Raw genomic sequence first — 25,746 nt, forward strand, 5'->3', positions numbered from 1 at the left:
GCTACGGCGGGGCGGGAGTGCTTGAGAAGAATGTATAAGTATCCGAAATGAACAAGAGAGGATTGAGGGAGATGAAGCATCCTTTTCACCTGAAGGCAGTATGGAACGGCGGACGAAACAGTGAGGGGCATATCGAAGCAGGCGGACTCCGCACGGTAATCTCGATTCCGCAGGAGATGGGCGGTCCGGGAACCGGAACGAATCCTGATGAGATGCTGCTGGGGGCAGCCTCGACCTGTTATTTGATTACGCTGGCAGCGATGCTCGAGCGTTCGGATATTGTACCACAGGAACTGACACTGGAGTCAGAGGCGACGGTAGATGTCACGAATAATGTATTTACGTACGAACGGATCGTGCACAAGCCACGGGTGGTGCTCCAGGCAGATGCGACAGCGGCCCAGCTGAAGAAGGCAGAGCGGCTGGCACATATGGCAGAGGAGTCCTGTATGATCTCCAGAGCTGTGGCAGGGAATGTCTCGATGGAGACACAGCCGGTTATTGAGATAGCCGTGGCAGGAAAATGAAGGCCGAATATCCGGCCAGCATTCCTGCGCACGGGGAGGTCCAAGCTCACAGATACACCGGCGGAGGAAGATGCTGCTCCAGCCGGTAAAGCGGCAGCTCCACAATCACGGAGGTACCCTTGGTGAATTCACTTTCGATCCGCAGCCGCCCGTCATGCAGCTCTATGATCTCCTTGCAGATGGCCAGGCCCAGGCCGCTTCCGGACTGGCGGGACCGTCCTTTGAAGAATTTGGTGCCGAGCTGTGCCAGGTCTGCGGCCTCGATGCCTTCGCCGTTGTCGGCTACGGTGGTGATGATGAGCTCCCCGTGTAACACTGCTGTAAGGCGGATGGCTCCCTGGGCAGGAGTGAATTTGAAGGCGTTGTCCAGCAAATTGACAAAAACCTGCTTCAGGCGGTTGAAATCACCGTCTACCGGCAGGGGCTGATCAGGAAGCTCGGCATAGAGGCGGATCTCTTTCGTCTGCCCCCGGTATCTGAACTGCAGCAGCAGATCCTCAAGCAGTCCCCTGAGATCATAAGGCTGGCGTACGATCTTGATCTCACCAGCCTGGAATTTGGAGAAGTCCAGCAGATCCTCGACCAGTCCGATGAGCCTGTCGGTCTCCCCGGTCATGACCTCAAGACCTTGCAGGGTCTCTTGTTTATCCGATAAATCACCTACCAGCAGCGTTTCGCCCCAGCCTTTGATCGAAGTAAGCGGAGTGCGCAGCTCATGAGTGACAGAGGAGATGAAATCATATTTGATCTTCTCGCTTTTGAGAATTTCCTCGGACATATAATTCAGTGTAACCGCGAGCGTACCGACCTCATCATCATATGGTTTGGCCGCCCGTACGGTGAAATTGCCGGTGGCCATTTCCTTCGCAACCCCGGTCAGCTGCTGGATCGGACCCACGATTCTTTTGGCGATCAGCAGACTCATCACGAACCCGAATCCAATTACAAGCACGCCGACTACGGCTGCATTCAGCACAATTCTCATAATAACGGCATATAAAGGCTCCGCAGAAACAGAGTAACGCAGCACGCCAATCGTACTTCCGGATTCCTTAAGTGCAATCGAGACGGCTATAATCCGCTCACCCTGTAACGGCTTAAGACTCTGGAAGCTTCCTTTGCCGCTGGTCAGCGCTGCTCTCACATCAGGGGTATTCACCTTCTCCTGACTTGAGAAGCCGAAGGAATTAATAATGACGTTCCCGGCCGGACTCAGCACTTCCACCTTACTGCTCTCTTCAGGAGAGAGATTCTCCAGAATATAACGTGCCCGTTCACTCAGGGTATAACCCTCCAGATACTTGTTGAAAAAAGTCGCTGAAGTAGCGGCCCGGGAATTCAAAGTTTCCATCGCGCTGCCCAGATAGTAGTAGTGGACGGCAGCAATAAAAACTCCCTCCAGCAGCAGGACGATCAGGAGCAGCATAAGGGTAATATAGACGATAAGCCTGGACCTGATTCCCTTTAGCAAAGTTAGCCCCTCCATATATAGCCGAATCCCCACACCGTTTCGAGGAACTGCGGCCCGGAGGACTCCTGCCCGATTTTTTGGCGGATTCGGCTGATATTCACATCTACAATCTTAAGGTCTCCCATGAAATACTGCCCCCACACGGCTGTCAGAATATCGTCCCGGTTCATCGCCTTGTTCGGCTGCTCCATCAGCAGCTTGACGATCATGAATTCGGTCGGGGTCAGCGGGATATCCTGCCCGTCCTTCAGTAATTTCCGTTCATCCAGCAGAAGGGTAAAAGGCGGAAGCTCCAGGTTGTTCTCCTGCGGCAGAGCTTCTCCGGGATACATCCGGCGGTACAGGGAGCGCACCCGCGCGACCAGCTCAACCGGACTGAACGGCTTGACCACGTAATCGTCTGCGCCGGCTTCGAGGCCCATGACCTTGTCTACTTCCTGGCTTTTGGCTGTGAGCATAATGATTCCGAGCCGGGGGAACTGTCCCCGGAGGCGGGTGCATACCTCGAAGCCGCTCATGCCTGGAAGCATCAGGTCCAGAATGGCGATGTCAAAATCCTTCCGTTCCCCTGCGCTTCTCAGAGCCTCTTCACCGGTAGAAGCCTCAGCGACTTCGAAGCCTGCACGCTTAAGATTCACACACAGAAGATCCCGGATCGGCTTCTCATCTTCCAGTATCAGCACTTTCATGAACAGCCTCCTTATTATTGCCGGGGCTTCTGCGGCGTGCCGGCCAGCTGCACTACTTCCTCGAGGGTCAGCTTCAGCTGATTATACTCCTGAAGGGAAGCACCCTGCAGCTTGGCTGCTGCACCGGCAGCGGGCATGACCGCAACGAACACCGTTGGCGCCGTATCATCATTGGTATTCTGCAGCTCATACAGCAGCTTATATTCTCTATTCTCTGACTTCAGCTTAGTCTCTGCTGCAGCCCAGTCCTTCTTGGCCAGCAGGCGAAGCTCAAGCAGCGGGGCCTGCCGGGCAGATTCCGCATTCTTGTAGCTGAAGCGGATATTCTCCCATGGCGCCGGTGACTCTCCCGGTGTCTCCAGAATCGTACGGCCAGCCCAGCCCTTAGGAATATGGAAGTTGAAGCCCCAGCGGTCAAACTGTTCTTCCACGAACTTCAGGCCGGTTCCGCCATCCCATTGATAATACTTGGTGATGAACGGAGTGGCCAGCGGGGCGTAACTCTCGGTACCCGCAGGCGGTACGAGAAAGCCGATCTCGACAATCCCGTCACCGTTAATATCTGTGCTGGCCAGAGGGTAATCCTTGATGGCCATGTTATTGCTGCCGAGCATTCCGTCAGGCGCCGGTGCCAGCGGCGTGAGTACAAGATCCTTGCTCCCGGCAAGCGCAGTACGCTGATAATCATCTGATGCCAGTATATCAGTAAATTTACTATTTTCCCAAGTCAGCAGCGAAGTGGAGGAGGAGTGTGCACCCACTGCGGCATCGATGAATAAGGCACTGCGGGTAGGGGATGCCTTGGCGAACTGGGCCCCAATTACGTTCCCGTCAAGCTTCTGATCAGACAGGGTCTGCAGTGTACCGCCCTGGAGCCGGAGCAGCTGAAGGTGCGTCTCGGGTTGTGTATCTGTGATATAGGTTCCCTGGAGTACAGCAATATCGGTTTGCCCTTCCCCGGTCAGATCCCCAACCACTACCTGATCATAGGGCTGCTTGAGAATCTCGGATAATTTGCCGCTGTTCAGACTGTGGACAGATAACTCTTTACTTAGTCCTTCCCCGCCGCTATATCCAAGCAGCAGATCCTCCGCTCCATCTGCGGTAACATCGGTGAACGCCACGTAATCCAGCTCACTGCCTACCCCGGTCAGAGTGGCGAGTTTACTCCACTTCCCGTCCTTTTGCGAGAGCAGGAGGGTATTGATTTCATAATCGGTCTGGTCTGTCTTATAGAAGGCCAGCAGCTCATCCTGTCCGTCCTTGTCGAGATCCTGCAATTGAATGGCGCTGCCGGATTCGGAATGGACGGGCACTGTTAAATGCGAATTGGCGGGAAGATATAATTTCACGATCCCGGTTAAGGTGCCATCGGCATTGCCCTGTGCCGGAGCCTGAAGCAGATCGCTTGGCGCCTTCAGGGTGCCGCAGCCGGAGGTGATTATACTTAAGAATAGAAGGCCGCTCAGGCCGGGTATGAATTTGTTCATCCAGTTACTCTCCTTATGATTCATCTGTGCCTAGTATATCCCAACCTTTCTGGCAATTAGTTGCAAAATGGTAAAGGAGCTGTAACAGAGCTTATAGATTGAACTAAAGTTCTTAGGGTGAAGAATCTGACGTACCTGCGGTGAACATTTGGACTTCCGGCCGCTGTTGTTTCCCGATTTCTTGATTTAGACTGCTGTTTGCAGCTGAAATCGGGAAACAAAGGCGGACGCTATCGCTCCTACAGTTCCAAATTTCCCTCCGCTACTCCTTCTTCACAAGGATATATAGTTCAAATTAACAGCTCAGTTTAGCTCCGGAGGGGAGAAGACAGGAAGAAGCCGCGGGATGCGTCGCGGCTGCTCGTCCTATATGGAGCGGCAAGAGGTGCTGCCGTTGTTGCTGGCCTAAACGGTGCAGTGGATGGGATGCCATGCATGGTCTGGCTGTCTTCGGCAGGGTCGGAAGCAAGTGCAAACTTGCGTTCTATCCGGAGCTCGCGGAATGTGCCTTTCGGTAGCTTTGCGGTGCCTGGCCGTAGCTTTTTTTGAAAGCTTTACTGAAGTAGCTCAGGTCGGCAAAGCCTGCCTGTTCCGCTACTTCCGAAATATTCGAGCCGGGGAGGAGGAGGAGCTCCCGGGCTTTTTCCAGCCGGATCTTGTTCATCCGTCCGACCAGCGTATGCCCTGTCAGCTTCTTGTACTCGCGGGATAAGTGGCCATAGCTCATGTGCAGCGATGCCGCTAGTTCTCCCACGTTCAGCCGGTCTCCCTGGAAATCCTCCAGGTAAACCTCCACCTTACGCACCAGTGGTTCCGAGGCAATTGCCGTGGTTACGCTATGTCCCTCCAGTGTCTGCCGCAGCAGGCAAAGACGCTCAAGCAGCCGGATTAGCAGCAGCTGCAATCCCAGCTCTGACGGTTCTGCGGCTACCGCTTCCTTAAGGAAGTGGGTTAGCATCACACTGAACCCTTCAGTATCACGATAAGCCCACGGCTTCCATTTCTGAAGCGACTTCAGGCGCGAATACAGTGAACGGGTATCCTCTTCTGCGCGTCCGGAATCAGCGCGGCGGAGCCGCCAGCGGAAGCAAGAGTTCTTCATGCGGGTTCCCCCGGGTGTAGGTATGGGAGTGCACCCTGCCGGGAGGGATCAGGAAGAATTCGCCTTCACGCACAGTGATCTCGTCTCCGTCAAAACGCGTGCCCAGCTGCCCGGACAGCACATAGTTGAACTCGAACCAATGTATATGCTGTGCATGATAGCTTATCCTTCTATTTCTCGCTGAAACGCCCCGACTGCTAAAGAACGGCGTAGCCGTTTCCAATTGGAAATTTTCCTGCATGATCTTTGCTCGCTCAGTGCCTTCACCAGGGATTAAGTGGAAAAATGTCATTTAATAATCTTGAAACGGGCGAGTTCAGAGAGATAGTTGGAAAAAAGGCACTTAATCATCTGGTAGTAGCTATGAGGAGCCGAGTTTAGGAAAAATAAGTGTCGTTTGTCCAACTAATCCGATTTTACCGGTTAAAGTTATATAATTAAGTGTCTAATTTCCACTTATTAGGGGGATATGTGTTGGAAACAGACGCCTCTACTGCGAGAATATACTGTAGTAAGGTGAGTGGTGTTAGGCGAATGTTTATCCAAAGAGTGAAGCGGACTGAGATTCCGTTATCTTGTTCATTTGAATCCGAAAGAGGGCGTGACGGGGCATATAAGGGATTCTGAGTCCGATTGACCTGTGATTTCGCCGAATTTGACCAAATAACGGAATCTCAGTCCTACTCACTAACTTCCGGGTAATCAAGAGCGCGGCTGGCTTCCCGCAGCTAAAATGCGTGATGATAACACATCTTCGGTGTTCTTGATAGAAACAGATAACGATGAACCGGGGGCGATTATGCTCAACAATGAAAATGGACTAATCGTATGGAAATTACCATAAGGTTAGCCTATTCCAACCAAAAAGACAGCCGGAATGGCTGCCTTTTGTGGGAAGAAGAGCTTAGCGCTGCAAGCTCTCTCCATTGGACGCAATAACGTCCTTATACCAGTGGAAGGATTTCTTGCGGTAGCGCTCAAGTGTTCCGGTATTGTCATCGTGGCGGTCTACATAAATGAAGCCATAACGTTTGCTGAGCTGTGCGGTTGAAGCGCTGACCAGGTCAATACAGCCCCATGAGGTGTAGCCCATGACATCCACGCCGTCCTCGATTGCTTCGCCCACCTGCACCAGGTGGTCATTCAGGTACCCAATCCGGTAGTCGTCATTGACGGTTGGCACGCCGTCTTCGCCGGTGATCAGCTCGTCCTTGGCACCGAGACCATTTTCGACGATAAACAACGGCTTTTGGTAACGGTCATGGAACATGTTCAACACATAACGCAGGCCCTGCGGGTCAATCTGCCAGCCCCATTCGGAAGCCTTCAGGTAAGGATTGGCTGCACCGCTGAACAGGTTGCCTTCGGTCTGGTTGCGCTTATTCTCGTCTCCCGTCTCACAGATGCTCACATAGTAGCTGAAGGAGATGAAGTCTACCGTGTGCTTCAGAATCTCGGCATCGCCAGGCTCCATATGGATTTCAATGCCTTTCTCTCTGAAGTAACGCTTCATATAGCCCGGATATACGCCTCTCGCATGAACATCCCCGAAGAAATAATTCATATGCTCCGACTTCATCGCTGCGATTACATCATCCGGGTTCGGAGTGAGCGGATAAGTCGGCATACTAAGGATCATACAGCCGATCTGGGACTGCGGGTTGATCTCATGACCAATCTTCACGGCGAGTGCACTTGCTACCAGCTCGTGATGAATTGCCTGGTACAGGTCCTGCTTGCTGAGCTGCTCCTTCGGCGTGTAAATACCACCGCTCATGAACGGTTCATGCAGAATGGAGTTGATCTCGTTGAAGGTCAGCCAATATTTCACTTTGTTCTTGTAGCGGGTAAATACCGTTCTGGCATACCGTTCGTAGAAGCCGACTAAATCGCGGTTAACCCAGCCGTTATACTGCTTGGACAAATGCAGCGGTGTTTCGTAGTGGGAGAGGGTAACAAGCGGCTCGATGCCGTACTTATGCAGCTCGTCGAACAGATCATCATAGAACTGCAGGCCTTGCTCATTAGGCTCCAGCTCATCACCGTTCGGGAAAATCCGCGACCAGGCAATAGAGGTACGGAAGACTTTGAAGCCCATTTCGGCAAAAAGCTTCACATCCTCTTTGTACCGGTGGTAAAAGTCGATTCCGACCAGCTTCATATTATCTTCAGTCGGAACTTCAGTAATCGGACCTTTGATCCCTTGCGGAGCGACGTCCTGGGTCGACCAGCCTTTGCCGTCCTCGTTATATGCGCCTTCAAGCTGGTTGGCAGCTACAGCGCCGCCCCACAGGAAGCCTTCAGGAAACTTAATACTCATGTAATATCCCGCCTTTTTATAGTTATGGATTCAGATATGGTAAGCTAATAATATGTCCTATAATGGAATGCTAAATGTTGAAACGCGTTACATGTCAATTGTTTTTTTGTGAGATAACAATTTATATAAGGAGAAGCCTCATGTCGAATCTTGATCAAATTGCCAAGCTGTCGGGATTCTCCAAAGCCACCGTCTCGCGGGTGCTGAATCATTCCCCCCATGTGAGCCAGGGGACGCGGGATACCATCATGAAGATCATGGAAGAGCTGGATTACGTGCCGAACGGCAATGCTATTTCCTTGTCCAAAGGGCAGACGGAGCAGATCGGTATGGTTACGGAAGGGATCAACGAAGTGATGCTGCCGTTTCTGAACAGCTTCGTTGAGACCGCCAGCCAGTACGGCTACCAGACGATCATTTATACTTCCGGAGGTGATCCGGTCAAAGAGCTGCAGGCCTTCGAGGATATGCGGCGGAAAAGAGTCGATGCGCTGGTCATCAGCACCTGTGTCAACGATCTGGAGCTCCTCAGCTCCTATGGCAAATACGGGCCGATTGTGTCCTGGCAGCGGATGGAGCGTCCGGAAATTCAGAGTGTCGCCATGAACCAGTATGAGGGATATATGCTGGGGCTGGAGCATGTGATCGCCCGGGGATACACGCGGATCGCCAATGCCTTTGGCAGGCCCACCAGCATGAATACCTCCGGGCGGATGCAGGCGTATCAAGACATTGTCCGCAAATACAATCTGCCTGTTCAGCCGGACTGGTCGCCTACCGGCATCTATTCTATCCGCCAGGGGGAACAGCTGGTCCGCGAGCTGCTGCTGAATCCGGGCGAACGCCCGAATGTCATTCTGTGCGCCAATGATCTGGTGGCGGCTGGTGTGCTGAACGAGGCCCGGAGGATGCGGGTGAAGGTGCCGGAAGAGCTGGCGGTTGTCGGATTCGATAATACCGAGCTGGCTCATACACTGGGGATTACCTCGATCTATAATCCGATTGCCGCGCAGGCGCAGAATGCCTTCCTGCTGATTCTCGGCAGGCTTAAGGGAACGGAAGCGGAGCAGCAGCAGCTGGAGTTTCAGCTGGTGAAGAGGGCTACGACGTAAGGAGAAGCGGATTTGCCCTCTTTCCCGGAGAAGGACAATCCTGTGAACAAAGGGATTGGGGGGACAAGCGGGAATGAGATGCAGCAGCATAAAAGTGGAGCGGCGGCAGGGGTTACAGCCGTTCCCCGCCGCCATCCAGAACCTTCAGATGCTCGCGTCCCCAGCCGCACATATTATCGAGAATGGTACTTAGCGTTTTACCGTGCGTGGTAAGGCTGTATTCGACCTTTGGAGGTACCTCGGGGAATATTCTCCGTTCCACCAGCTTAGCCTGCTCTAATTCCCGCAGCTGTTTCGTAAGAGTGCCCTGCGATACATCGGGGATCAGCCGCCGCAGCTCGCCAAAGCGTCGGGTCCCGTCTTTATAAAATGAACAAAATTAACGGCTTCCATTTACCGTCGATGGCATTAAGTGTTGCTATGACGCCTCTCAGCCTGGGCTCCTGCAGATTCAACGTATCTTCTCTTTCATTCCATAATGTACAAAATATAAACCGGGAATGTCGAAGAACACCCGGCAGCAGTGGAGGAGAAGGCAGACATGGACTATTGGAATTTGGAGCATAAGAAAGTGGTAATTATCGGAGGCAGTACGGGGATCGGGCTTGCAACGGCGGAGGCTGCTGCAGCGCTGGGGGCGCAGGTTGTTATCGCAGGGCGCTCCAGGGAAAAGCTGGAGCAGGCGGCGGATCATATCAGACAGCATAACGGCGGCGCGGTTGAAATCTATGAGCTGGACAACCGGGACGAGCGCCAGCTGGAGCTATTCTTCGCGGCAGTCGGACCCTTCGACCATCTGTTCACACCCGGAGCGGCGTATGTCCGGGGTCCGCTCACGGCTGAGCGGGATGTGGCAATCAGCTGCTTTGACGGCAAGTTCTGGCCGCAGTATTTTGCAGCCAAATACGCGGTGCCCTATCTGGCGGAGACCGGCTCCATCGTGCTTATGTCCGGCGCATTCAGCCAGCGTCCGCTTGACGGGGGAGCCTCCTATGCCGCTTGCAACGGCGCGATTGAGAGTCTGGGCAAAGCACTGGCAGTCGAGCTTGCGCCTGTCCGCGTGAATGTCGTATCGCCAGGGACTATCTGGCGGGAAGGACAGGAGGAGACGCCGCGTGGTGATCATTTCAAAGAATATGAGACGATGTCGCTTGTGCGGCGTACCGGCTACGACGAAGAGATTGCCCATACGGTGCTGTACCTTATGACGAATTCCTTCACTACTGGAAGTACTCTCTTTCCGGATGGAGGGTACCTGTTGCGGTAAGCTGCACTTGGGTGAAGTCTGAAACTGCATTGGGGTCCGCAAACTTCGGTTTGCCCAACCCTTACCGCTTAAACCTCCGCTGCACCACCACGCTTCCTTCCGCCAGCATACCCGCCTCTCCCGCCTTCAACTAACCAGCCCATTCCAGCCGCCGGAAGCGGGGCGTCCCGTACAAAAACAAAGGGCTGTGCCAAGCAGCCAATCCATGGCGCTTAGCACAGCCCTTGTAACGTGCCGCGCAGGCCTCAGAAAATAATCTTCTGCGCCGCCATAATCCGGCCGATTTCAAAGATAGCGGCACACTCTGCGAAATGAACCTCGGAGATTACGGAATGATCATGCGTTCTGTAATAATACTTGCCGTCGGTATATACATGATCATAGATGGGGCTGATGTCATACACCGAGGTAGGGTAGAGTTCTCCTTCGCCCTTGATGATCCCCGCAGTCACCGAATGGTGTCCCGAGCCTTCCACGAAGGAGATACCCATTGGAAGCCACAGTGTGACTTCATGGCCGATATCCTGTCTCCAGCTGCCGTTCAGAGTACCTTCCCCTATGCGGATCAGACTGTCGCGCAGTTTCCGGGGAATCCAGGGGGAGGGGAAGACCAGATCGCGCGCCAGGTGAATGATCCTGCTGCTGTTGTCAATCTGTCTCATCAGGAAGTGGAAGCTCTTTCCGTCCAGGGTAACCTCTGCCCACTCATCAAAGAACAGGTTGTCCGAGAAAATCCGCTCCATCTGGTCGATCTCACCGTAGAGTGCGGGCATCAGCATCAGCTGGCTCTGAATCCGCCTGCCGATGAGCCGTATGAAGTCTACAATCGGGTGGGTCTCCGGCTGGAAGTAGCCGTAATTTATATCATAATAAAAGCCGAGATTCTCATTGATTAAATCCTTGGCAAATGCCATGAGATTATCGAATTCGTGTTTCGTGTTCATGCACAAGCTGCTCCTTCAGTCGTATGATATTTTGCTTATCATATTACGACTAGGCTAAGGTGTCTGTGATGAAAAGAGCAGGTAATGATTGGGTTCTTAGCGTCAAAGCAAAAAAGATGCCCCATAGCTGCCCGTATCTCGGGTGCCTAAGGGGCATCTTTGTTCTGCTCAGGTATCATCCGCATTCCTCTATCTGGGGGCCGATGCACTGGGGACATGCAGTTAGCAAAGACCTGATATCCTGGGAGGAGCTGGACATTGCGCTGTATCCGGACGAGCACGGCTACGCGTCCTCCGGCAGTGCAGCCGTAGACTGGAACAATACGAGCGGACTGTTCCCGGAGAACCCGGGTATCGTCGCAGTCTACACCAGTTATCTGGAGCCGACGGAAACGTCGCCTGCCGTGCAGAGACAGAGCCTGGCCTACAGCCATGACAATGGCCGGACCTGGATCAAGTATGCAGGCAACCCGGTGCTGACCCATCCTTCCAAGGCGGAATTCCGTGATCCGAAGGTATTCTGGTCCGAAGCTCACGGGAAATGGATTATGGTGCTGGCGACGGATCAGACGATTACGTTCTACTCCTCCCCGAATCTGCGGGAGTGGCATACAGAACTCATCTACTCTGCTGCCGAAGGCACTCTAACCCTCCGCAGAGATTCCGGCGAGACCGGCCTCTCGGAAATATTCCTGGATCTACAGAGCACCGGGGGGAATTGGCAGCCTGAAGAACCTGCGTATCCTGCTGGATGCGTGTTCGGTCGAGGTGTTCGCCAATGACGGCCTCTCCGCAATCACCAGCCTGGTCTTCCCCAGGAGGAACCTGCTCGGGCCTGGCCTTCTATTCTGCCGGCGGCAGTGTACAGCTCCGTGGCAACCAGTCATTCATCCGATAAATAATATATAGGATTAACCTGATAAAGGTGTTCTACAAGCTGGGAAATAGCTTGTAGAACACCCTTTATTTGCGCCACCGGAGAGCGGCAGACATGCTTAGATTTTCCGGCCTTCATCTGCCCTGAATTCCCGCCGGAGCAATAGGGCCTCCGCATAAGTGATCAGCATCTGGATGATGACAAGGAAGATCTGGTTCACCAGATCCATAGCAGAAGAGAAAATAACTACAAATGAAATCAGACCTGTGAGGAGGGACAACAGAATGAGTCCTTTGGAGGCTTTGCGGTTCAGTCTCGCCTTGAACACATTCGTGAGTGTAATGAATACGCCCTGAACGAGAATACAATTGGCGAACAGAGTGAAATACGTCCAGAACCGGGCATCGAGTGAACGGCCAAACCAGTTAATCAGTACAAGAGCCACGACTAGTAGGAGAAGAGAGATACCATCCTTTCGGCTGAGCATGGCACAACATCCTTTATATTGGCTGATTCAATCCAGTTGTGAAAGATATCCATTATTACCCGCAGACTGGTTAAATCAAGCAAACGTCAGGCACTATGCGCTGCAGCCGGAGCCGGAAACATCCGGGTGAACAGGAAACGGGTCAGCGGACCGACAACAATCAGCTGCAGCGGCAAGGCACAGATGAAGTTGAGTCCCAGGATAGAGAAGTAATGACGGAAGAAGTTGTCCCCGAATCCGAAGTGTGCTAGTGTGCCATATAGAGACATGAGGATAACCATTCCGCAGACCATGAAGCATGAGATCGTCAGTACTTTCTTGATCATCGGGGCGGAAGGATTTACGATTTTGAAGGCCAGGCCTTTGGCGATTTTACTGACCACAACAATATCGCAGAACAAGGCAACGGCAAGTGCCGGCAGCAGACCAATCGCCACATCGGCGAACAGCCTGTTATTGAATCCGTTAGAGATGATTACATTATAAAAAGACATGAAAACGACCATGAAAAAGCACATGAGGCTGGTGAAAATTAAAGCTTCCTTTTTATTGCTGCCCATTTCTCAAACTCCCTTAAATATAAGTTTTTCAAACCACACTTATAGTAGCAGGGGGCGGAGTTATTGTCAACCTAGTTGACAATTATCGATCTAGATCCAATGCACCTTAAGACTAGATCTAACACAAGCAGCTGGTTAATGGAGGGCGGAACAAGCATTGGATATTACGGGCGGGTGGGTGGAGAGACAGGTGAGTGGACAAGCGGACGGGTGGGCAGGCGGGTGTGTGGACAAGCGGAGGGGGCAGGCGGTTGTGTGTGGACAAGCGGACAGACGGATTGGCAGCAAGGGGTACCCGGATGGTTCTGCGGCTGGCTAAGCGAGCGGACTTAAGTTCACCTGTGAAGACAGGCCCAAAATGTTGTACGTAGTGCAACTTGGACCTATGGCTCCTGACGGATTCGTAAGGATTGTTGTATGAAATACAAGAATTACTCCGTCTAGGCGCTTGAATAAGGGAGGAATGCTGCCTTTTATACAACAATTTTCGAATAATCCCGATATTGTGAGGAGAATGTTGTATTTTGTGCAGGATTTTAGTTAGCAACTTAAGCTCAGCTCATAAAATTAGATTTTACGCTAAATTGCATGTATAGATTGGAGGCCTTAATGATGAAAGAGTATATCCTTGGTTTGAACCTGGTCGATTTAATCAGCGAGAAGCACAAGGTTCTGCGGGACAGGGTGAATATGGCGAGCGGGGAGAAGCTCAATAAGACCGAAACACATATTCTTGCAATGCTTGAGCTGCATGTCATGCTGTCCATTTCGGAGATTAGCAGGCTGATCAGCATTTCCCGCCAGGGGACGCAGAAAACGATCAACAATCTGCTGGCTGGAGGGTATGTGGACACGGCCATTGTAGAGGGGAACAGCCGGGACAAGCATATCGTGCTTACTCCGCGGGGGGCTGAGGTGTGCAGGAGTATGCTGGAGATCAAGCAGGATATTGAGTCTGAGATAGCGGCCCGGATCGGCAAGGATCAGATGGAGGTATTGCGGAAGCTGCTTACAGAGGATTGGCTCTAAGATTACTGCTACGGGGCGTCCAGGCAGATTCACGGTTTGTCACGGTTAGAATGGCGTTAATCCAAGGGTCCCCCGGAGGCTTCCGGCGGGCCTGTTTGTGTTGCCTGCGAATGAATCCAGTCCTGGGAGGTGTACATTCGGCTAGTTGCAGCAGAGAAAATGCACACGTTAAAATTTCTTGGAATTCAAGATATGAAAGCGCTATAATTGAAAATGATTACATATTTGAAGGAGCCTATCTATGAAAAAGGGCAGGATGTTTTATAAGATTTTCATTCCTATTCTGGTGCTTGGCATCGGCCTGGTCATCAGCTTCGGCAGTTATATTTATATGACAACCAACCATTCTGTTATCGAGCGGGTCGCAGACGGCAAGAAGAGCCTGATTAACCAGATTAAGAATACGCTTGAGCAAAAAATTGAAACCATTGAATATGCCTTCAATACGTACAGCACTACGAATTCCTTCAGCGAAGTCATCCGGAATCCGATTACTGAATCAGACTTTCAGGCATACCGCAATGTCAACACACAGTTGAATTATATTGCCTCCCTGGGGATGGACGGTGTGGAGTATTCACTGATCAGCCTGGAGCAGAATTGGCAGATCTCCAATGGGCGGCTTACCTATTTAAACGGCGAAGACCGGAAGAGCCTGTACGAGAGTTATATCGATAATCAAAAGCAGTCGCTCTTCTGGATCAAGACTGATAAGGGCATCCGTTTTGTGAACACGCTGCCGGTCTTCTCCCAGACGAAGCAGGCGATTGCTTTATCCGATATCTCACTTCAGTCGCTCCGGCGTACTCTGCAGACGGAAGACAACACGCCTGTATTTCTGCTGAACAGGCAAGGGGATACACTCTATGAACCGGACCCGGCATCGGGAGAGAATCTGTTGACCGAAGAACAGCTCAGCCGGGTTACGAAGCTTGCAGGTACCGGCGGACCGGCGGGCATTGTGCCGCTGGAGAGGGCTAATCATCAGAAGATTAAAGCCATCTATGCGAAGTCTTCCTATAACAATTGGATCTATGTGACGCTGCTGGAACAGAAGGAGATCTCGGATGCGCTGAAGGCTACAAGGTTCGGCCTGATTATGATGATCCTGATGATTACGCTGCTGATTGTGGCTGTAGCTTATAGTACGGCACTTCATTTCACCAGGCGTATCCAGAAGATCCAGCGGAAGCTCGCCGGGGAGGGCCAGCCCGCCCCCAAGGATGAGATTGATTGGATTATTACGTCGATTGATACGATCCTGTCGGAGAAAGAGAGTCTGGAGGGGCTGCTGGAGCAGGAGATGCCGCAGCTGGAAACCCAGTGTATCCTGAACCTGTTCCGGGGCAGCATGTCGGCGGAAGAGCTGGAGCATAATATGGCCCGCTTCGGGTATTCGCTTACGGAGCATACGCATTTCGCCACGATGCTGATCCAGCTCGATAATTACGGGGAACGTCAGGCCAACGATAAGAATCTGCTGCTTGTTGCCGTGAACAAGCTGGTGGAAGAGCTGGTTCCGGCTTCGCGGAGAATGATTCCGATTCTGCTCAATGACAAGACGCAGGCAACGATCCTGGTCTTTGAGGGTGCAAGCGAGCAGGAGAACCGCAAGCAGGTCCTGGAGGATGCCAAGCGGATCATCAAGACCGTGAGGGACCTGCTCAAGCTCTCGGTCAGCGTCGGCATCAGCCGGTTCTACACCGACCTGACCGGCAGCAGGGAAGCCTGCGAGATGAGCAAGCAGGCGCTGCATCACCGGCTGAATCTGGGGAAGGAATCGATTATCTTTTATGAGGATATCTCGCAGGTGATTTCAGGCCCGGTGCTGCTGCATTACCCTTCGGAGCTGGAATCGCAGCTATTCGATGCGATCCGCCTTGGTGATGAAGAACGTGTATCCCGTTCACTCTATCCGCTGCTCGGGGAGATGATGAAGCACAGCAAGAACCCGCTCAACTTCGAGGTTACCCTGATCCGCTTCGTGAACAACCTGATTCAGCTGGAACAGCTGATCGGTGTAGAGGTGCTGCTGACCCAGGATAATTACGCCCTGTACCACCGGCTGCTGGATATCCGCAATCCGGAAGAGATTGAACGCATCCTGGTGAAAGAGGTTATTCACCCGATGGTAACCTGCATGAAGGAGAAGACCACCCGCCAGTTCCGCGGCCTGTCTGACCAGATTGCGGGTATCGTACGGACGGAATATGATCAGGAGCTGTCACTTGAGCTGATCGGCGAGCGCCTGCATTACAGCCCGAACTACTTGAGCAGTATCTTCAAGAAGGAGTTCGGGATGACCTTCAGCGAATATCTGATGGGCTACCGGCTGGAGACGGCCAAGAAATGGCTGGCAGAAAGCGATATGACGGTCAAAGAGATCGGCGAACGTCTCCAGTATCATAATCCGCAGAACTTCATCCGCTCCTTCCGCAAGAAGGAGCATGTCACCCCGGGTGCTTACCGGGCGATGAAGCAGGAGAAATAACAAGGCCTACGGACAGCAAACAGCCAGCCCCCGGTGAAGAGGGCTGGCTGTTTCGTTTATCCGGCAAGGTAAGCCTCTATATACTCTGGCCATAACTTGAGCCCGGGCTGGTCAGCCTTTGACCGCTCCCAGCATGGCACCTTTGGTGAAGTGCTTTTGCACAAACGGGTAGGCTGCCAGCATAGGCACAGTAGCGACTACAATCACGGCCATTTTAATCGTCTGGGCCGGCGGCACAATATCCACTGAGGCGTTGTCCCCCTGCATCCCGCTGGACACGATAACAATCTGGCGCAGCAGCACCTGAATCGGCCACTTGACCGAATCATTGATGTACAGGACAGCAGTCATATACGTGTTCCAATAGGCCACGCCGTAGAATAAGGACAGGGTAGCAATGGAAGGCAGCGCCAGCGGCAGCATGATTTTAAAGAGTACACCAAAATCATTGGAGCCGTCGATCTTGGCCGATTCCTCCAGTCCTTCCGGCAGCGCCTGGAAGAAGTTGCGCATAATGATCAGATTGAAGGCGTTGACCGCTGACGGGATAATCATGGACCCGTAGGTGTCGATCAGCCCGAACATTTTGACCACCAGAAAGGTTGGAATCATTCCTCCGCTGAACAGCATGGAGAAGACCACTACGAAGTTAATGAAATCTCTGCCTGCCAGATATTTGCGGGATAAGCCATAAGCCATCAGTGTGGTAAGAATCATACTGAATACCGTTCCGGCGGCCGTGACCCCGATAGACACGCCGAGGCCTCTAAAAATAGTAGGGGTAGACAGGATGAAACGGTAAGCATCCAATGAGAAGGTGGCAGGGAACAAGACGAACTTCTTCTCCACAACCTCCTGGGTCGAAGCAAAGGAGCTGGCAAAAACATTAATAAAGGGAAAAAGGCAGATCAGGGCAATGAGTGCCAGCAGGGTGGTATTGACGATGGTGAACAGTCGGCCGCCCACCGTTTCTTTTTTGAATGATGATGTAGATTGCGCCATGCGGTTATCCTCCTTGTAATCGTTTCAATGACACTGTAACAAGGCCGATTCATTCCGTATATAATCATTAGCTACGGCTTTGCCGGAGGGCAGAATAGGGGGAGCAGCAGGCTATAATCTTTATCCACGATGGGTATCCCTGCAAGGGGTGATGCTCCGGCAAAGCTTGCAGCGGCGCGGTTTAACCGGTCAGAGTAGGTAATGATTATATACGTAATCCGCTAACAATCTTAAGCTTGAGGCGTAAAGAAACGCGTTCAAGGAGGCCGAGCTGGTGAAGGAAGCAAATATCGCCGTGATGGAATCAAACCCGTCAATGGCAAGGAAGAAGCGGAGCGGACACAGTCTGCTGAGTCTAAAAAGAAACAAGCTGTTATATCTGATGATCCTGCCGGGGTTTGTGTATTTTGTAATCTTTAAGTACCTGCCGATGGGCGGACTGGTGATCTCCTTTCAGGATTATCAGCCGTACCTTGGCATTGGAGGAAGCCCGTGGGTCGGATTTAAGCATTTTGTCCGCCTGTTCACGGAGCCAACCTTCCTTATGCTGCTCAGGAATACACTGATCCTGTTTGCGCTGAATTTGGTGATCTTTTTCCCCCTGCCGATTATACTCTCGCTGATGCTGAATGAGGTCCGCAGCAAGATGTTCAAGAATGTGGTGCAGACGATCATTTATATTCCGCATTTCCTGTCATGGGTAATTATCGTATCCATCTCCTATGTATTCATGAATGTGGACGGCGGGGTGCTTAACGAGGCTATTGCCGCACTCGGCGGCCAGAAGATCAGCTTCCTTACTTCCCCGGAGTGGCTGCGCGTCATCTATATCGGACAGATTATCTGGAAAGAGCTGGGCTGGTCGACCATCATCTATCTGGCGGCGATTACGGTAGTAGACACCCAGTTATACGAAGCAGCAGAAATGGACGGGGCGGGAAGGCTGCGCAAAACGTGGCATGTCACGCTGCCGGCGATCCGTCCGGTAATCATCACCCTGCTAATCCTCAAAATCGGGCATACGCTGGATCTTGGCTTTGAGCATATGTATCTGCTGATCAACTCTCTGAACCGTGAAGTGGGGGAAATCTTTGATACCTATATTTACACCGCCGGTCTGAAGAACGGTCAACTCAGCTTCAGTACAACCGTTGGCCTGTTCAAAGGGGTTGTTGGTCTGATTCTCGTCATGCTGTCGAACAAGCTGGCCAAAAAGATGGGCGAAGACGGAGTTTACTGATTAGGTGTACCTCACTGTAATGCAAACGATGAATTCTTGCTCCCCGTTAGCGGGGGAGAGGAAGATACAGGCTAGTCCAACAATCCGAAAAGGGGAAAAGGTATGAACAAAAAAGTTAGCAAATTAGCAGTGCTTGCTGTTAGCGGGGCTCTGGTACTGAGTGCATGCGGCAACAAGGAGCCGGCAAATTCGGGGCAGGCTGCAAATACAGCCGGGAATGAAGCCGGGAAGGCGGCACCCGTAGCAAAGACAAAAATCAGCTGGATGAACATTCTCCATTCCACCACGCCGCCGACCGATACCGTGCTCAATAAAATCGAGGAGATAACGAATACCGAGCTTGATTTCTCCTGGGTCCCGGACGCCTCCAAAGAGGAACGGATCAATACGGCGCTTGCTTCCGATTCACTTGCGGATATCGTCACACTTACGCTTTTGGAGAATTCCTCGGTGCGCAATGCCTTGAAGGCCGGTGTATTCTGGGATGTCGGTCCTTACCTGGATGAATTCCCTAATCTCGCAGCGATCTCGCAGGATATGCGAACCTCAGCTTCAATAGAAGGTAAGCTGTACGGTATCCCGATGGTGAAGGATATTGCCAGAAACGGCGTTATTCTCCGCAAGGACTGGCTGGATAAGCTCGGACTCCAGGTACCCCAAACAACAGATGAATTAATGCAAGTAGCGAAAGCGTTTACAGAAGAAGACCCGGATGGGAATGGTTCGAAAGATACAACGGGCTTCATTGACCGGAGCGATCTGGTATTCGGTGCATTCAAAACGCTGGGCTCCTATTTCGGGACTCCGAGCAGCTGGGATGTGGATGATAGCGGTAAAGTTACGCCGGAGTTCGAGTCTGAGGGCTATGTTAAGGCGATGGAATACATGAAGGAGCTGTACAAGGGCGGTTACATCAATCAGGATTTTGCAGTAACGGCCAAGACGGACCAGCAGCAGGGCTTCGCCCAGGGGAAGGCGGGGATTTATGTCGGAGCGCTCTTTGATAGCAAGAACCTGCTTAATCTGGCCAAAGGCATTCAGGATCAAATGGAACTTGTGATGGTGAACAATATTACTTCCACCGGCAATGAGGCTGACCGGGCCATCTGGAGCTCAAGCAACGGCGTCGGCGGCCTGCTCTCCTTCCCTAAATCGGAAGTCAAGGATGAAGCGGAGCTCAAGCAAATTCTGCAATTTGTTAATGATATCATGTCGGAGGAAGTATTTGCGCTGATGACTTACGGAATCGAAGGTGTGCATTACACGATTGATGCAGACAAAGCAGTGACTATAACGAATACAGAGCTGTGGCAGCAGGAAGTGCAGCCGTTCTCTTCCTCGCGTCCTAAGGAGCCCGGTTATACTATTCATGATGCCGATCCGCTCCGGACAGAAGCGGCCCGTCTGATTCTTGAGAACGAAAAGTATGCAGTGCTTAATCCGATGTATTCCCTTGAATCCCCTACCTTCTCCTCGGAGGGATCTGAGCTGCAGAAGATCATTACAGATGCAACGTATAAGTTCATTCTTGAAAAAATTGATCTCGGCGGATTTAAGCAGGAGGTTGAAAAATGGCGTAAATCCGGCGGCGATGCCATCATCTCCGAATATGAAGCCGCTTTTAAAGCTGTAAACGGCTGATTGTTGAAAATAAAAGCGGATAGGAGCAACAATGGACGAAGCGGAATGCCTGCTTCGTCTTTTTGCCGTGGTTTTGGCAGCAGGGGTAAGCGTGGTTTCGGAAGTATGTGCAGTTAATAGAGAAAATATGCAGATTGTATTCTTAAAAACCGGAAATGTCTATGGTATCTGCACCTATACAGAATGTTATAAAAGGATTAAGGTATTAACCAGGCGGCGCAGCAAATGTCTCCATCCAGTTATAGGCCAGATTATAATTGAGCGCCAAGGGTAATATAACTTTAAAAAAAAGTCGGTGAGCTGAGATGATGTCTTCGGTAAAAAGATTCCTGATTGGACGGCCGCTGAAGTCGGATCAACTGGGCGAACAGAAATTAAACAAAACCAAAGCTCTTGCCATTCTATCCTCGGATGCCTTGTCTTCGGTTGCTTACGGTCCAGAGCAGATTCTGCTGGTGCTGATTACGATTAGTGCAGCAGCCTTCTGGTATTCCATTCCTATCGCTGTAGGGGTACTCGTGCTGCTGCTGGCGCTGATACTTTCCTACAGGCAGATTATTTTTGCTTATCCCCAAGGTGGCGGCGCCTATGTGGTATCCAAAGAGAACCTGGGCAAGTATCCGGGTCTCGTGGCCGGAGGCTCACTGCTCGTGGACTATATATTGACCGTGGCGGTAAGTGTATCGGCCGGAACAGATGCCATCACTTCAGCTTTCCCTAGTCTTCATCCTTATAATGTGATTATTGCCATCATCTTCGTCCTTCTGATTACGACACTGAATTTGCGGGGGGTCACCGAATCGGCGTCCTTCCTGGCCTATCCGGTCTATCTGTTCGTCCTTGCCATGTTTATCATGATCGGTCTTGGCTTGTTCAACATTGTGACCGGCAATGTGCCTGCCGAGCTGCATACCTCACTGGGTACACCGGTGGCTGGAGTGAGCTTGTTCCTGCTGCTCCGGGCATTCTCTTCCGGGAGCTCGGCGCTGACAGGGGTAGAGGCCATATCGAACGCCATACCGAACTTCAGGGCTCCGGCACCAAACAATGCAGCCAAGACACTTGCTGCGATGGGGATATTGCTGGCGCTGTTATTCTCAGGGATTGTCTTCCTGGCTTATTATTACGGGATTGCCCCGCGTGAAGAGGTCACGGTGGTTTCCGATATTGCCGAGCAGGTCTTCGGCCGGAACTTCATGTATTTCTTCGTTCAGGGGACCACGGCACTGATTCTGGTTCTGGCCGCCAATACCGGATATTCCGCGTTTCCGCTGCTGGCGGTGAATCTGGCCAAGGATAAATTCATTCCCCGGATGTTCACGGTCCGCGGCGACCGGCTGGGTTATTCTAACGGGATTCTCAGCCTCGGTATCCTGTCGATCATTCTGATCATTGCCTTCGAGGGACGGACTGAGCATCTGATTCCGCTGTATGCGGTAGGGGTATTTATTCCGTTCACGCTCTCGCAGACCGGGATGATGGTCAAATGGATCCGGCATAAGCCGGAGGGCTGGCTGCCCAAGCTGATCATCAATACGATCGGAGCGCTCATCAGCTTCATCGTAACCATTATGTTCTTCCTGACCAAATTCCCGCAAATCTGGCCGGTGCTGGTCTTCCTGCCGCTGATTATCCTGTTCTTCTACCGCATCCACAAGCATTATGAATCGGTGGCGGATCAGCTGCGGATCACCACCTGCGGCGAACCGCCGCTGGCGATCGAAGGGAATATCATTATTCTGCCGGTGGCCGGAATTACGCATGTAGTGGAGAACTCCCTGCGGTATGCCAAGTCGCTGGGTGCCGAACAGATTATTGCGGTCCACATTCCGTTTGAGCGGGAGGATGACGCCATATTCGAAGAGAAGTGGAAGAAATTCCATCCCGAGGTGCGGCTGGTGACGCTGTATTCGCCATACCGCAGCATCATTCATCCGCTGACGAAGTTCATCGATACCGTCCAGCGCAAAGCAAGCGAATCGAATTATCAGGTTACTGTAATCGTTCCGCAATTCATTCCGAAGAAAGGCTGGCATAACATCCTGCATAACCAATCCAGCCTGCTGATCCGCGCGCATCTGCTGTACCGCAGAAATGTAATTATTACTACTGTGCCTTATCATTTGAAAAAATAACTGCGTGATGCACGCAAAAAGCCCCCAGCCACGGATAACCGGTGGCTGGGGGTTTTATAAGCTTGAGGCTAATCTTGCTTTTCTCCCAACAGGAGCATATGGTAAGCTAAACTGTGACCTTCCGGATGATAGGAGATTCGCCTCGGGCAGGTTCGGTTAAGCAATAGCAACAGGCAGCGGATGGAGGGACAGTTGTTGAAAGTACGAGGCTTGAACGGATTCAAAGTTAAGACAGTGCTAATGATGATGATGCTTGTGCTGCTGCTCACGGGCTGCGCGCAGGGAACGGCCCATATGACGGTGAAGAAGAACGGTTCTCTCGATCTGGCCTTCAGCCTGCTGCTGGATTCCCGGGCGGAGAAGCTGGTCAGCGGTAAAATAGAGGAGCTCCTGACCACGCGGCTTGCGGCCGCAGGGATTGAGCTGAACAAAACGGCAAAGGGCAAATCCACAGAATATCAGTTTCGGAAATCCTATGCTTCGATCGAGGAGCTGCAGTCCAGCGGCAGCAGCCTTGATATTGTGGAGGCGGAGGTCGGACAGACAGACAGATGGCTGTATACCCGTTACGATGTAGTGGCCCAGCCTAAGCTGAACGCTTATTCGGATGAAATTATTGATGGCATCGGCAGCTTAAGCGTACCTAAATCCCTTGTGCGGCTGCTGATGGGGACCTTCTCCGTGGATTTCAAATTAACGATTCCCTATGATCTGTACGGGCCTAATAATGCGGCGGAACAAGACGGCAATACCTTAACCTGGCATATTTCACTTGCGGATTCCGAGCCCCTGCGTCTGGCTGTATACGTGCCGGATATCAGGAATATTGCCATCGCTGGCGGCGGCCTCCTGCTGATTCTGGCCGTACTTATAACGTTCTTTATCCGGTCAAGAAAATCACGCAAGCTCAAATCCGCGCCTGAGGACCCTGCGCTTAATAATCATCGGGCACAGCCTTAGGCTTCGAGCTGAAGTTGTCGCGGTACTGGCCGGGGGTCATCCCTTCCTGCTTGCGGAACGAGCGGATGAAGTTCTGCGAGTTGTTGTATCTGAGGCGTGAGGCGATATCCTTCACCGGCATATCGGTTTCCTCCAGCCATTTCTTGGCCATTTTGAAGCGATACATTGTAAGGTAGTCACTGAAGTAATACTGGGTCTCCTTACGGAACACACTGCTGATATAGTTGGCGTTATAATGCAGCCGGGAAGCACATTCCTCCAGCGTCAGATCCTTGTCATACTCATGCTGGACGATGTCGATCAGCTTCTCGGAGATGTTATGATACTGGGCATTCTGCCTGCTGTGGAAGATGACGATGACCGGCTGGATGACGATGGTCCAGAACCAGTCTTCAATCTCCGCAACAATATGCAGATCGGTCAGCTCTTCGAACAATGAACCATTGGCATGATAGATCTGATTCAGCGTAATCCCCGATTCCTGCATCATAATGAGCGTATTGTTCAGCAGCCGTGTCAGCGGAATCTGGTATTCCTGCGGTGAGAGCCCTAGCGCAAAAATACACTTGAAAAGCTTATGCAGCAGTTCCTTCGCTTTGTCGCTGTCAGCCAGCTTGATGGCATCCATCAGGTCATTTTCGGTATGGGTAGGGTAGTTCAGATTGAGATAATGCTTGCCGGAGTTAATGTTCTCGTACTGGATGATGATGCCTTTGCCGAGCGTGATCCGGTGCTTCAAGGCTTCCAGGCCTTCCCTGTAGGCAATGGACATTTTATCAAAAGAGTGGAACGGCAGACTAAGCCCGATGCTGACCTGCAGCTTCAGGTAATTATTAATCTCCTGCTGCAGCTTCTCCGTCAAGGCATAGAGCGTACGGTGAAAAGATTCCGTATTGCCGTCACTGCTGCCAATTACGGTCGCCAGGGCATGCCCCATCATCACAGGGGTCAGCCTGTTATCCGCCGATACCAATTCCTCAATCATATTATGCGCCGCAAATAACAGCAGATTGAGATCCTTTTTCTCATAGCTGTTCTCCTCGGAGAAGTCGATGCTCAGCGTAATGACAGCCATCGTCTTCCATTCCTCCACCTGCTTGCGGTACCCGTATTGCTCCAGTTCCTCCAGCAGCTCACGTTTCCTCAGATTGCCCTGAAAGGCCTGAATCAGGAAGAAGGTCCGCACCTGCCCGATGTGCTGGCTGACCTCTTTCTCCAGCTGGGATTTGGATTGGAACAGGGAATGCACCTGCTCGCCGATGAGCTGGAATTCATCCGTATGCCTGGCCCGCAGGCTTGGGCGGCGTTGCCCCATCTGATTAAGCAGCCGTTCGATCGGAGTGTACATACGCCGGGAGCCCAGCCACGCCAGCAGCACAGACAGCAGCAGCATGAACGTACAGACAAATACCGTATAGGTGCCGATTTTGCCGGATTCGCGGGTCAGACTCTCAATGGAAGTTACCGACAGGTAGATCCAGCCGTTGAGCTGGGAGCGCATATAGGTTATGGAATAATCTTCTTTGTTGATTTCGGTCTTGAATTGCCCTGAGGGCTCGGCTGCTGCGGCAATCCGCTGGAAGCCCGTGAATCCCCCTGCTTCGGCGGGCTGGCCGATCAGGGTACGGTCAGGATGGAGCAGAATCCGTCCGGATTCGTCCAGCATAATAATGCTGTCCAGCGGCTGCACATCGGAGTTGATGAAGTCCTGGAGACTGCAGGCGGGAATATTGGCCATAGCGAGCCCGTATTTCTGGAGCTTGGTGGTCGGGAGCTTCTTAATCAGGCTGATGCTGTAATTGCACCCGGTAACGTTAATACTCTCTTCGCTGTAGAACAGGGAGGAGGGATTCAGCACCCAGGACGATGTGCCTTGAATATTCATCAGGTTCGTGAGCTGCTCGTAATTCTGGTATTCATTCAGGCGGTAGAGCCCGGAATTCTTGATCATCCAGTTCTGCCGCTGATTTAATAGAATGACATCCTCCAGCTTCGTATCGAAAGATTGCATGTTGCGGATTTCGTTTCTTATGTCATTATATAAAATGAAATCGGTTACATTTAGCGGATTATTGAGCGCTTTTTTCAGCACAGAAGAGTTCACTACCTGGTTCAAGGTCTGGTTGACAGTGGTAAGCTTATGTTCTACATTTGAGGTAATTTGTAAAATAAGTTCCATTTTGCTTTCGTTAACATTTTTTTGAATTTCCTTGGAGGATGTGAAATAAGAGAAAGAACCAATGAACAGCACCGGCAGGATGCTGATTGCAAACGCGAACATCGTTAATTTACTTAGAAAGCTTAAGGATTTCACTAGATTCAGCACCTTTTTATGAGTAGTCGTAATCACTGCTTTAAGTGTATGCATCACGAAGGATAATAACAATAATCATCTGGTGCCG

24 protein-coding genes and 1 pseudogene are annotated in these 25,746 nt (G+C 51.8%); 13 read left to right on the top strand and 12 right to left on the bottom strand.

What is annotated here, in order from left to right:
- The first annotated feature begins 71 nt into the window (after positions 1-71).
- Complete coding sequence (locus NSU14_RS01660; protein ID WP_042139898.1) at positions 72-527, top strand: OsmC family protein; 456 nt, start codon at positions 72-74, stop codon at positions 525-527.
- Positions 528-573: 46 nt separating this feature from the next.
- Here the strand turns inward: NSU14_RS01660 and NSU14_RS01665 are convergent, their stop codons facing one another.
- The 6 genes from NSU14_RS01665 to NSU14_RS01690 form a co-directional block, all read right to left on the bottom strand.
- A complete protein-coding gene (locus NSU14_RS01665) occupies positions 574-1,998 on the bottom strand; it encodes a sensor histidine kinase (RefSeq protein WP_231575226.1) in 1,425 nt (474 codons plus the stop codon).
- Between the two features lie 2 nt (positions 1,999-2,000).
- Entirely contained in the window at positions 2,001-2,687 is a 687-nt protein-coding gene (locus tag NSU14_RS01670) for a response regulator transcription factor (RefSeq protein ID WP_042139896.1), read from the bottom strand.
- A 14-nt stretch (positions 2,688-2,701) separates the two neighbouring features.
- A complete protein-coding gene (locus NSU14_RS01675) occupies positions 2,702-4,177 on the bottom strand; it encodes an FG-GAP repeat domain-containing protein (protein ID WP_340942349.1) in 1,476 nt (491 codons plus the stop codon).
- A gap of 484 nt (positions 4,178-4,661) precedes the next feature.
- Entirely contained in the window at positions 4,662-5,279 is a 618-nt protein-coding gene (locus NSU14_RS01680; protein ID WP_336103717.1) for a helix-turn-helix transcriptional regulator, read from the bottom strand.
- Positions 5,239-5,502 (bottom strand): cupin domain-containing protein, encoded by a 264-nt coding sequence (locus NSU14_RS01685; RefSeq protein ID WP_197074303.1) that lies wholly within the window; start codon positions 5,500-5,502, stop codon positions 5,239-5,241. The genes NSU14_RS01680 and NSU14_RS01685 overlap by 41 nt, the downstream gene beginning before the upstream one ends.
- A 681-nt stretch (positions 5,503-6,183) precedes the next feature.
- Entirely contained in the window at positions 6,184-7,599 is a 1,416-nt protein-coding gene (locus NSU14_RS01690; RefSeq protein ID WP_340942359.1) for a glycoside hydrolase family 1 protein, read from the bottom strand.
- Between the two features lie 140 nt (positions 7,600-7,739).
- On the opposite strand from NSU14_RS01690, the gene NSU14_RS01695 reads away from it, so the two are divergent.
- A complete protein-coding gene (locus NSU14_RS01695; protein ID WP_042139890.1) occupies positions 7,740-8,711 on the top strand; it encodes a LacI family DNA-binding transcriptional regulator in 972 nt (323 codons plus the stop codon).
- 112 nt (positions 8,712-8,823) lie between these two features.
- Here the strand turns inward: NSU14_RS01695 and NSU14_RS01700 are convergent.
- A pseudogene (locus tag NSU14_RS01700) lies at positions 8,824-9,166 on the bottom strand (winged helix-turn-helix transcriptional regulator).
- 86 nt (positions 9,167-9,252) lie between these two features.
- Here NSU14_RS01700 and NSU14_RS01705 point away from each other — a divergent pair.
- Positions 9,253-9,978, top strand: coding sequence for an SDR family oxidoreductase (locus tag NSU14_RS01705; protein ID WP_336103715.1), 726 nt, complete (start codon positions 9,253-9,255; stop codon positions 9,976-9,978).
- A 245-nt stretch (positions 9,979-10,223) separates the two neighbouring features.
- Here NSU14_RS01705 and NSU14_RS01710 read toward each other — a convergent pair whose 3' ends face one another.
- Positions 10,224-10,922, bottom strand: coding sequence for a DUF6710 family protein (locus tag NSU14_RS01710; protein ID WP_042139889.1), 699 nt, complete (start codon positions 10,920-10,922; stop codon positions 10,224-10,226).
- Between the two features lie 116 nt (positions 10,923-11,038).
- Here NSU14_RS01710 and NSU14_RS01715 point away from each other — a divergent pair, with 116 nt between their 5' ends.
- Positions 11,039-11,704, top strand: a complete 666-nt coding sequence (locus NSU14_RS01715) for a glycoside hydrolase family 32 protein (protein WP_340942363.1) — start codon at positions 11,039-11,041, stop codon at positions 11,702-11,704.
- On the top strand, positions 11,691-11,831 hold the full coding sequence (locus NSU14_RS35900; RefSeq protein ID WP_442950238.1) for a hypothetical protein: 141 nt from the start codon (positions 11,691-11,693) through the stop codon (positions 11,829-11,831). Before NSU14_RS01715 ends, NSU14_RS35900 begins: the two co-directional genes overlap by 14 nt.
- A gap of 86 nt (positions 11,832-11,917) precedes the next feature.
- On the opposite strand, the gene NSU14_RS01720 is transcribed toward NSU14_RS35900, so the two are convergent.
- Together NSU14_RS01720 and NSU14_RS01725 are read right to left on the bottom strand one after the other, a co-directional pair.
- Positions 11,918-12,244, bottom strand: coding sequence for a hypothetical protein (locus NSU14_RS01720; RefSeq protein ID WP_042139888.1), 327 nt, complete (start codon positions 12,242-12,244; stop codon positions 11,918-11,920).
- Positions 12,245-12,372: 128 nt separating this feature from the next.
- A complete protein-coding gene (locus tag NSU14_RS01725) occupies positions 12,373-12,846 on the bottom strand; it encodes a DUF2798 domain-containing protein (RefSeq protein WP_076248795.1) in 474 nt (157 codons plus the stop codon).
- A 138-nt stretch (positions 12,847-12,984) separates the two neighbouring features.
- Between NSU14_RS01725 and NSU14_RS01730 the strand changes: the two genes are divergently transcribed.
- The 3 genes from NSU14_RS01730 to NSU14_RS01740 all read left to right on the top strand — a co-directional run bounded on the left by NSU14_RS01730 (position 12,985) and on the right by NSU14_RS01740 (position 16,366).
- Positions 12,985-13,179 carry a hypothetical protein gene (locus NSU14_RS01730; RefSeq protein WP_156118737.1) on the top strand — a complete coding sequence of 65 codons (195 nt, stop codon included), beginning with the start codon at positions 12,985-12,987 and terminating at the stop codon, positions 13,177-13,179.
- A gap of 276 nt (positions 13,180-13,455) precedes the next feature.
- Entirely contained in the window at positions 13,456-13,875 is a 420-nt protein-coding gene (locus NSU14_RS01735) for a MarR family winged helix-turn-helix transcriptional regulator (protein WP_231575225.1), read from the top strand.
- Between the two features lie 241 nt (positions 13,876-14,116).
- A complete protein-coding gene (locus NSU14_RS01740; RefSeq protein ID WP_336103402.1) occupies positions 14,117-16,366 on the top strand; it encodes a helix-turn-helix domain-containing protein in 2,250 nt (749 codons plus the stop codon).
- Positions 16,367-16,477: 111 nt separating this feature from the next.
- Here NSU14_RS01740 and NSU14_RS01745 read toward each other — a convergent pair whose 3' ends face one another.
- Positions 16,478-17,368, bottom strand: a complete 891-nt coding sequence (locus NSU14_RS01745) for a carbohydrate ABC transporter permease (protein ID WP_042139882.1) — start codon at positions 17,366-17,368, stop codon at positions 16,478-16,480.
- Positions 17,369-17,684: 316 nt separating this feature from the next.
- On the opposite strand from NSU14_RS01745, the gene NSU14_RS01750 reads away from it, so the two are divergent.
- From NSU14_RS01750 to NSU14_RS01770, 5 genes are all read left to right on the top strand, one after another.
- Positions 17,685-18,608 (top strand): ABC transporter permease, encoded by a 924-nt coding sequence (locus NSU14_RS01750; RefSeq protein ID WP_371916330.1) that lies wholly within the window; start codon positions 17,685-17,687, stop codon positions 18,606-18,608.
- A 102-nt stretch (positions 18,609-18,710) separates the two neighbouring features.
- Positions 18,711-20,249 carry an extracellular solute-binding protein gene (locus NSU14_RS01755; protein WP_336103403.1) on the top strand — a complete coding sequence of 513 codons (1,539 nt, stop codon included), beginning with the start codon at positions 18,711-18,713 and terminating at the stop codon, positions 20,247-20,249.
- A 31-nt stretch (positions 20,250-20,280) separates the two neighbouring features.
- Entirely contained in the window at positions 20,281-20,523 is a 243-nt protein-coding gene (locus tag NSU14_RS01760; protein WP_144026232.1) for a hypothetical protein, read from the top strand.
- A 31-nt stretch (positions 20,524-20,554) separates the two neighbouring features.
- Complete coding sequence (locus NSU14_RS01765; protein WP_171720171.1) at positions 20,555-22,384, top strand: APC family permease; 1,830 nt, start codon at positions 20,555-20,557, stop codon at positions 22,382-22,384.
- Positions 22,385-22,576: 192 nt separating this feature from the next.
- Positions 22,577-23,344 carry a hypothetical protein gene (locus NSU14_RS01770; protein WP_197074301.1) on the top strand — a complete coding sequence of 256 codons (768 nt, stop codon included), beginning with the start codon at positions 22,577-22,579 and terminating at the stop codon, positions 23,342-23,344.
- On the opposite strand, the gene NSU14_RS01775 is transcribed toward NSU14_RS01770, so the two are convergent.
- Positions 23,319-25,712 (bottom strand): AraC family transcriptional regulator, encoded by a 2,394-nt coding sequence (locus tag NSU14_RS01775; protein WP_340942377.1) that lies wholly within the window; start codon positions 25,710-25,712, stop codon positions 23,319-23,321. The two genes, NSU14_RS01770 and NSU14_RS01775, sit on opposite strands and share 26 nt — an antisense overlap.
- Between the last annotated feature and the right edge of the window lie 34 nt (positions 25,713-25,746).

The sequence above is a fragment of the Paenibacillus sp. FSL R10-2771 genome (assembly GCF_038000205.1).
GTDB lineage: Bacteria > Bacillota > Bacilli > Paenibacillales > Paenibacillaceae > Paenibacillus_AQ > Paenibacillus_AQ phytohabitans.

Coding starts and splice junctions, on each gene's coding strand:
- NSU14_RS01690 (WP_340942359.1), bottom strand. CDS start 7,599: ATGAGTATTAAGTTTCCTGAAGGCTTCCTGTGGGGCGGCGCTGTAGCT.
- NSU14_RS01745 (WP_042139882.1), bottom strand. CDS start 17,368: ATGGCGCAATCTACATCATCATTCAAAAAAGAAACGGTGGGCGGCCGA.
- NSU14_RS01730 (WP_156118737.1), top strand. CDS start 12,985: ATGGAGGGCGGAACAAGCATTGGATATTACGGGCGGGTGGGTGGAGAG.
- NSU14_RS01735 (WP_231575225.1), top strand. CDS start 13,456: ATGATGAAAGAGTATATCCTTGGTTTGAACCTGGTCGATTTAATCAGC.
- NSU14_RS01675 (WP_340942349.1), bottom strand. CDS start 4,177: ATGAACAAATTCATACCCGGCCTGAGCGGCCTTCTATTCTTAAGTATA.
- NSU14_RS01760 (WP_144026232.1), top strand. CDS start 20,281: ATGGACGAAGCGGAATGCCTGCTTCGTCTTTTTGCCGTGGTTTTGGCA.
- NSU14_RS01705 (WP_336103715.1), top strand. CDS start 9,253: ATGGACTATTGGAATTTGGAGCATAAGAAAGTGGTAATTATCGGAGGC.
- NSU14_RS01750 (WP_371916330.1), top strand. CDS start 17,685: ATGGCAAGGAAGAAGCGGAGCGGACACAGTCTGCTGAGTCTAAAAAGA.
- NSU14_RS01755 (WP_336103403.1), top strand. CDS start 18,711: ATGAACAAAAAAGTTAGCAAATTAGCAGTGCTTGCTGTTAGCGGGGCT.
- NSU14_RS01775 (WP_340942377.1), bottom strand. CDS start 25,712: ATGCATACACTTAAAGCAGTGATTACGACTACTCATAAAAAGGTGCTG.
- NSU14_RS01680 (WP_336103717.1), bottom strand. CDS start 5,279: ATGAAGAACTCTTGCTTCCGCTGGCGGCTCCGCCGCGCTGATTCCGGA.
- NSU14_RS01660 (WP_042139898.1), top strand. CDS start 72: ATGAAGCATCCTTTTCACCTGAAGGCAGTATGGAACGGCGGACGAAAC.
- NSU14_RS01725 (WP_076248795.1), bottom strand. CDS start 12,846: ATGGGCAGCAATAAAAAGGAAGCTTTAATTTTCACCAGCCTCATGTGC.
- NSU14_RS01670 (WP_042139896.1), bottom strand. CDS start 2,687: ATGAAAGTGCTGATACTGGAAGATGAGAAGCCGATCCGGGATCTTCTG.
- NSU14_RS01715 (WP_340942363.1), top strand. CDS start 11,039: ATGCCCCATAGCTGCCCGTATCTCGGGTGCCTAAGGGGCATCTTTGTT.
- NSU14_RS01710 (WP_042139889.1), bottom strand. CDS start 10,922: ATGAACACGAAACACGAATTCGATAATCTCATGGCATTTGCCAAGGAT.
- NSU14_RS01695 (WP_042139890.1), top strand. CDS start 7,740: ATGTCGAATCTTGATCAAATTGCCAAGCTGTCGGGATTCTCCAAAGCC.
- NSU14_RS01765 (WP_171720171.1), top strand. CDS start 20,555: ATGATGTCTTCGGTAAAAAGATTCCTGATTGGACGGCCGCTGAAGTCG.
- NSU14_RS01740 (WP_336103402.1), top strand. CDS start 14,117: ATGAAAAAGGGCAGGATGTTTTATAAGATTTTCATTCCTATTCTGGTG.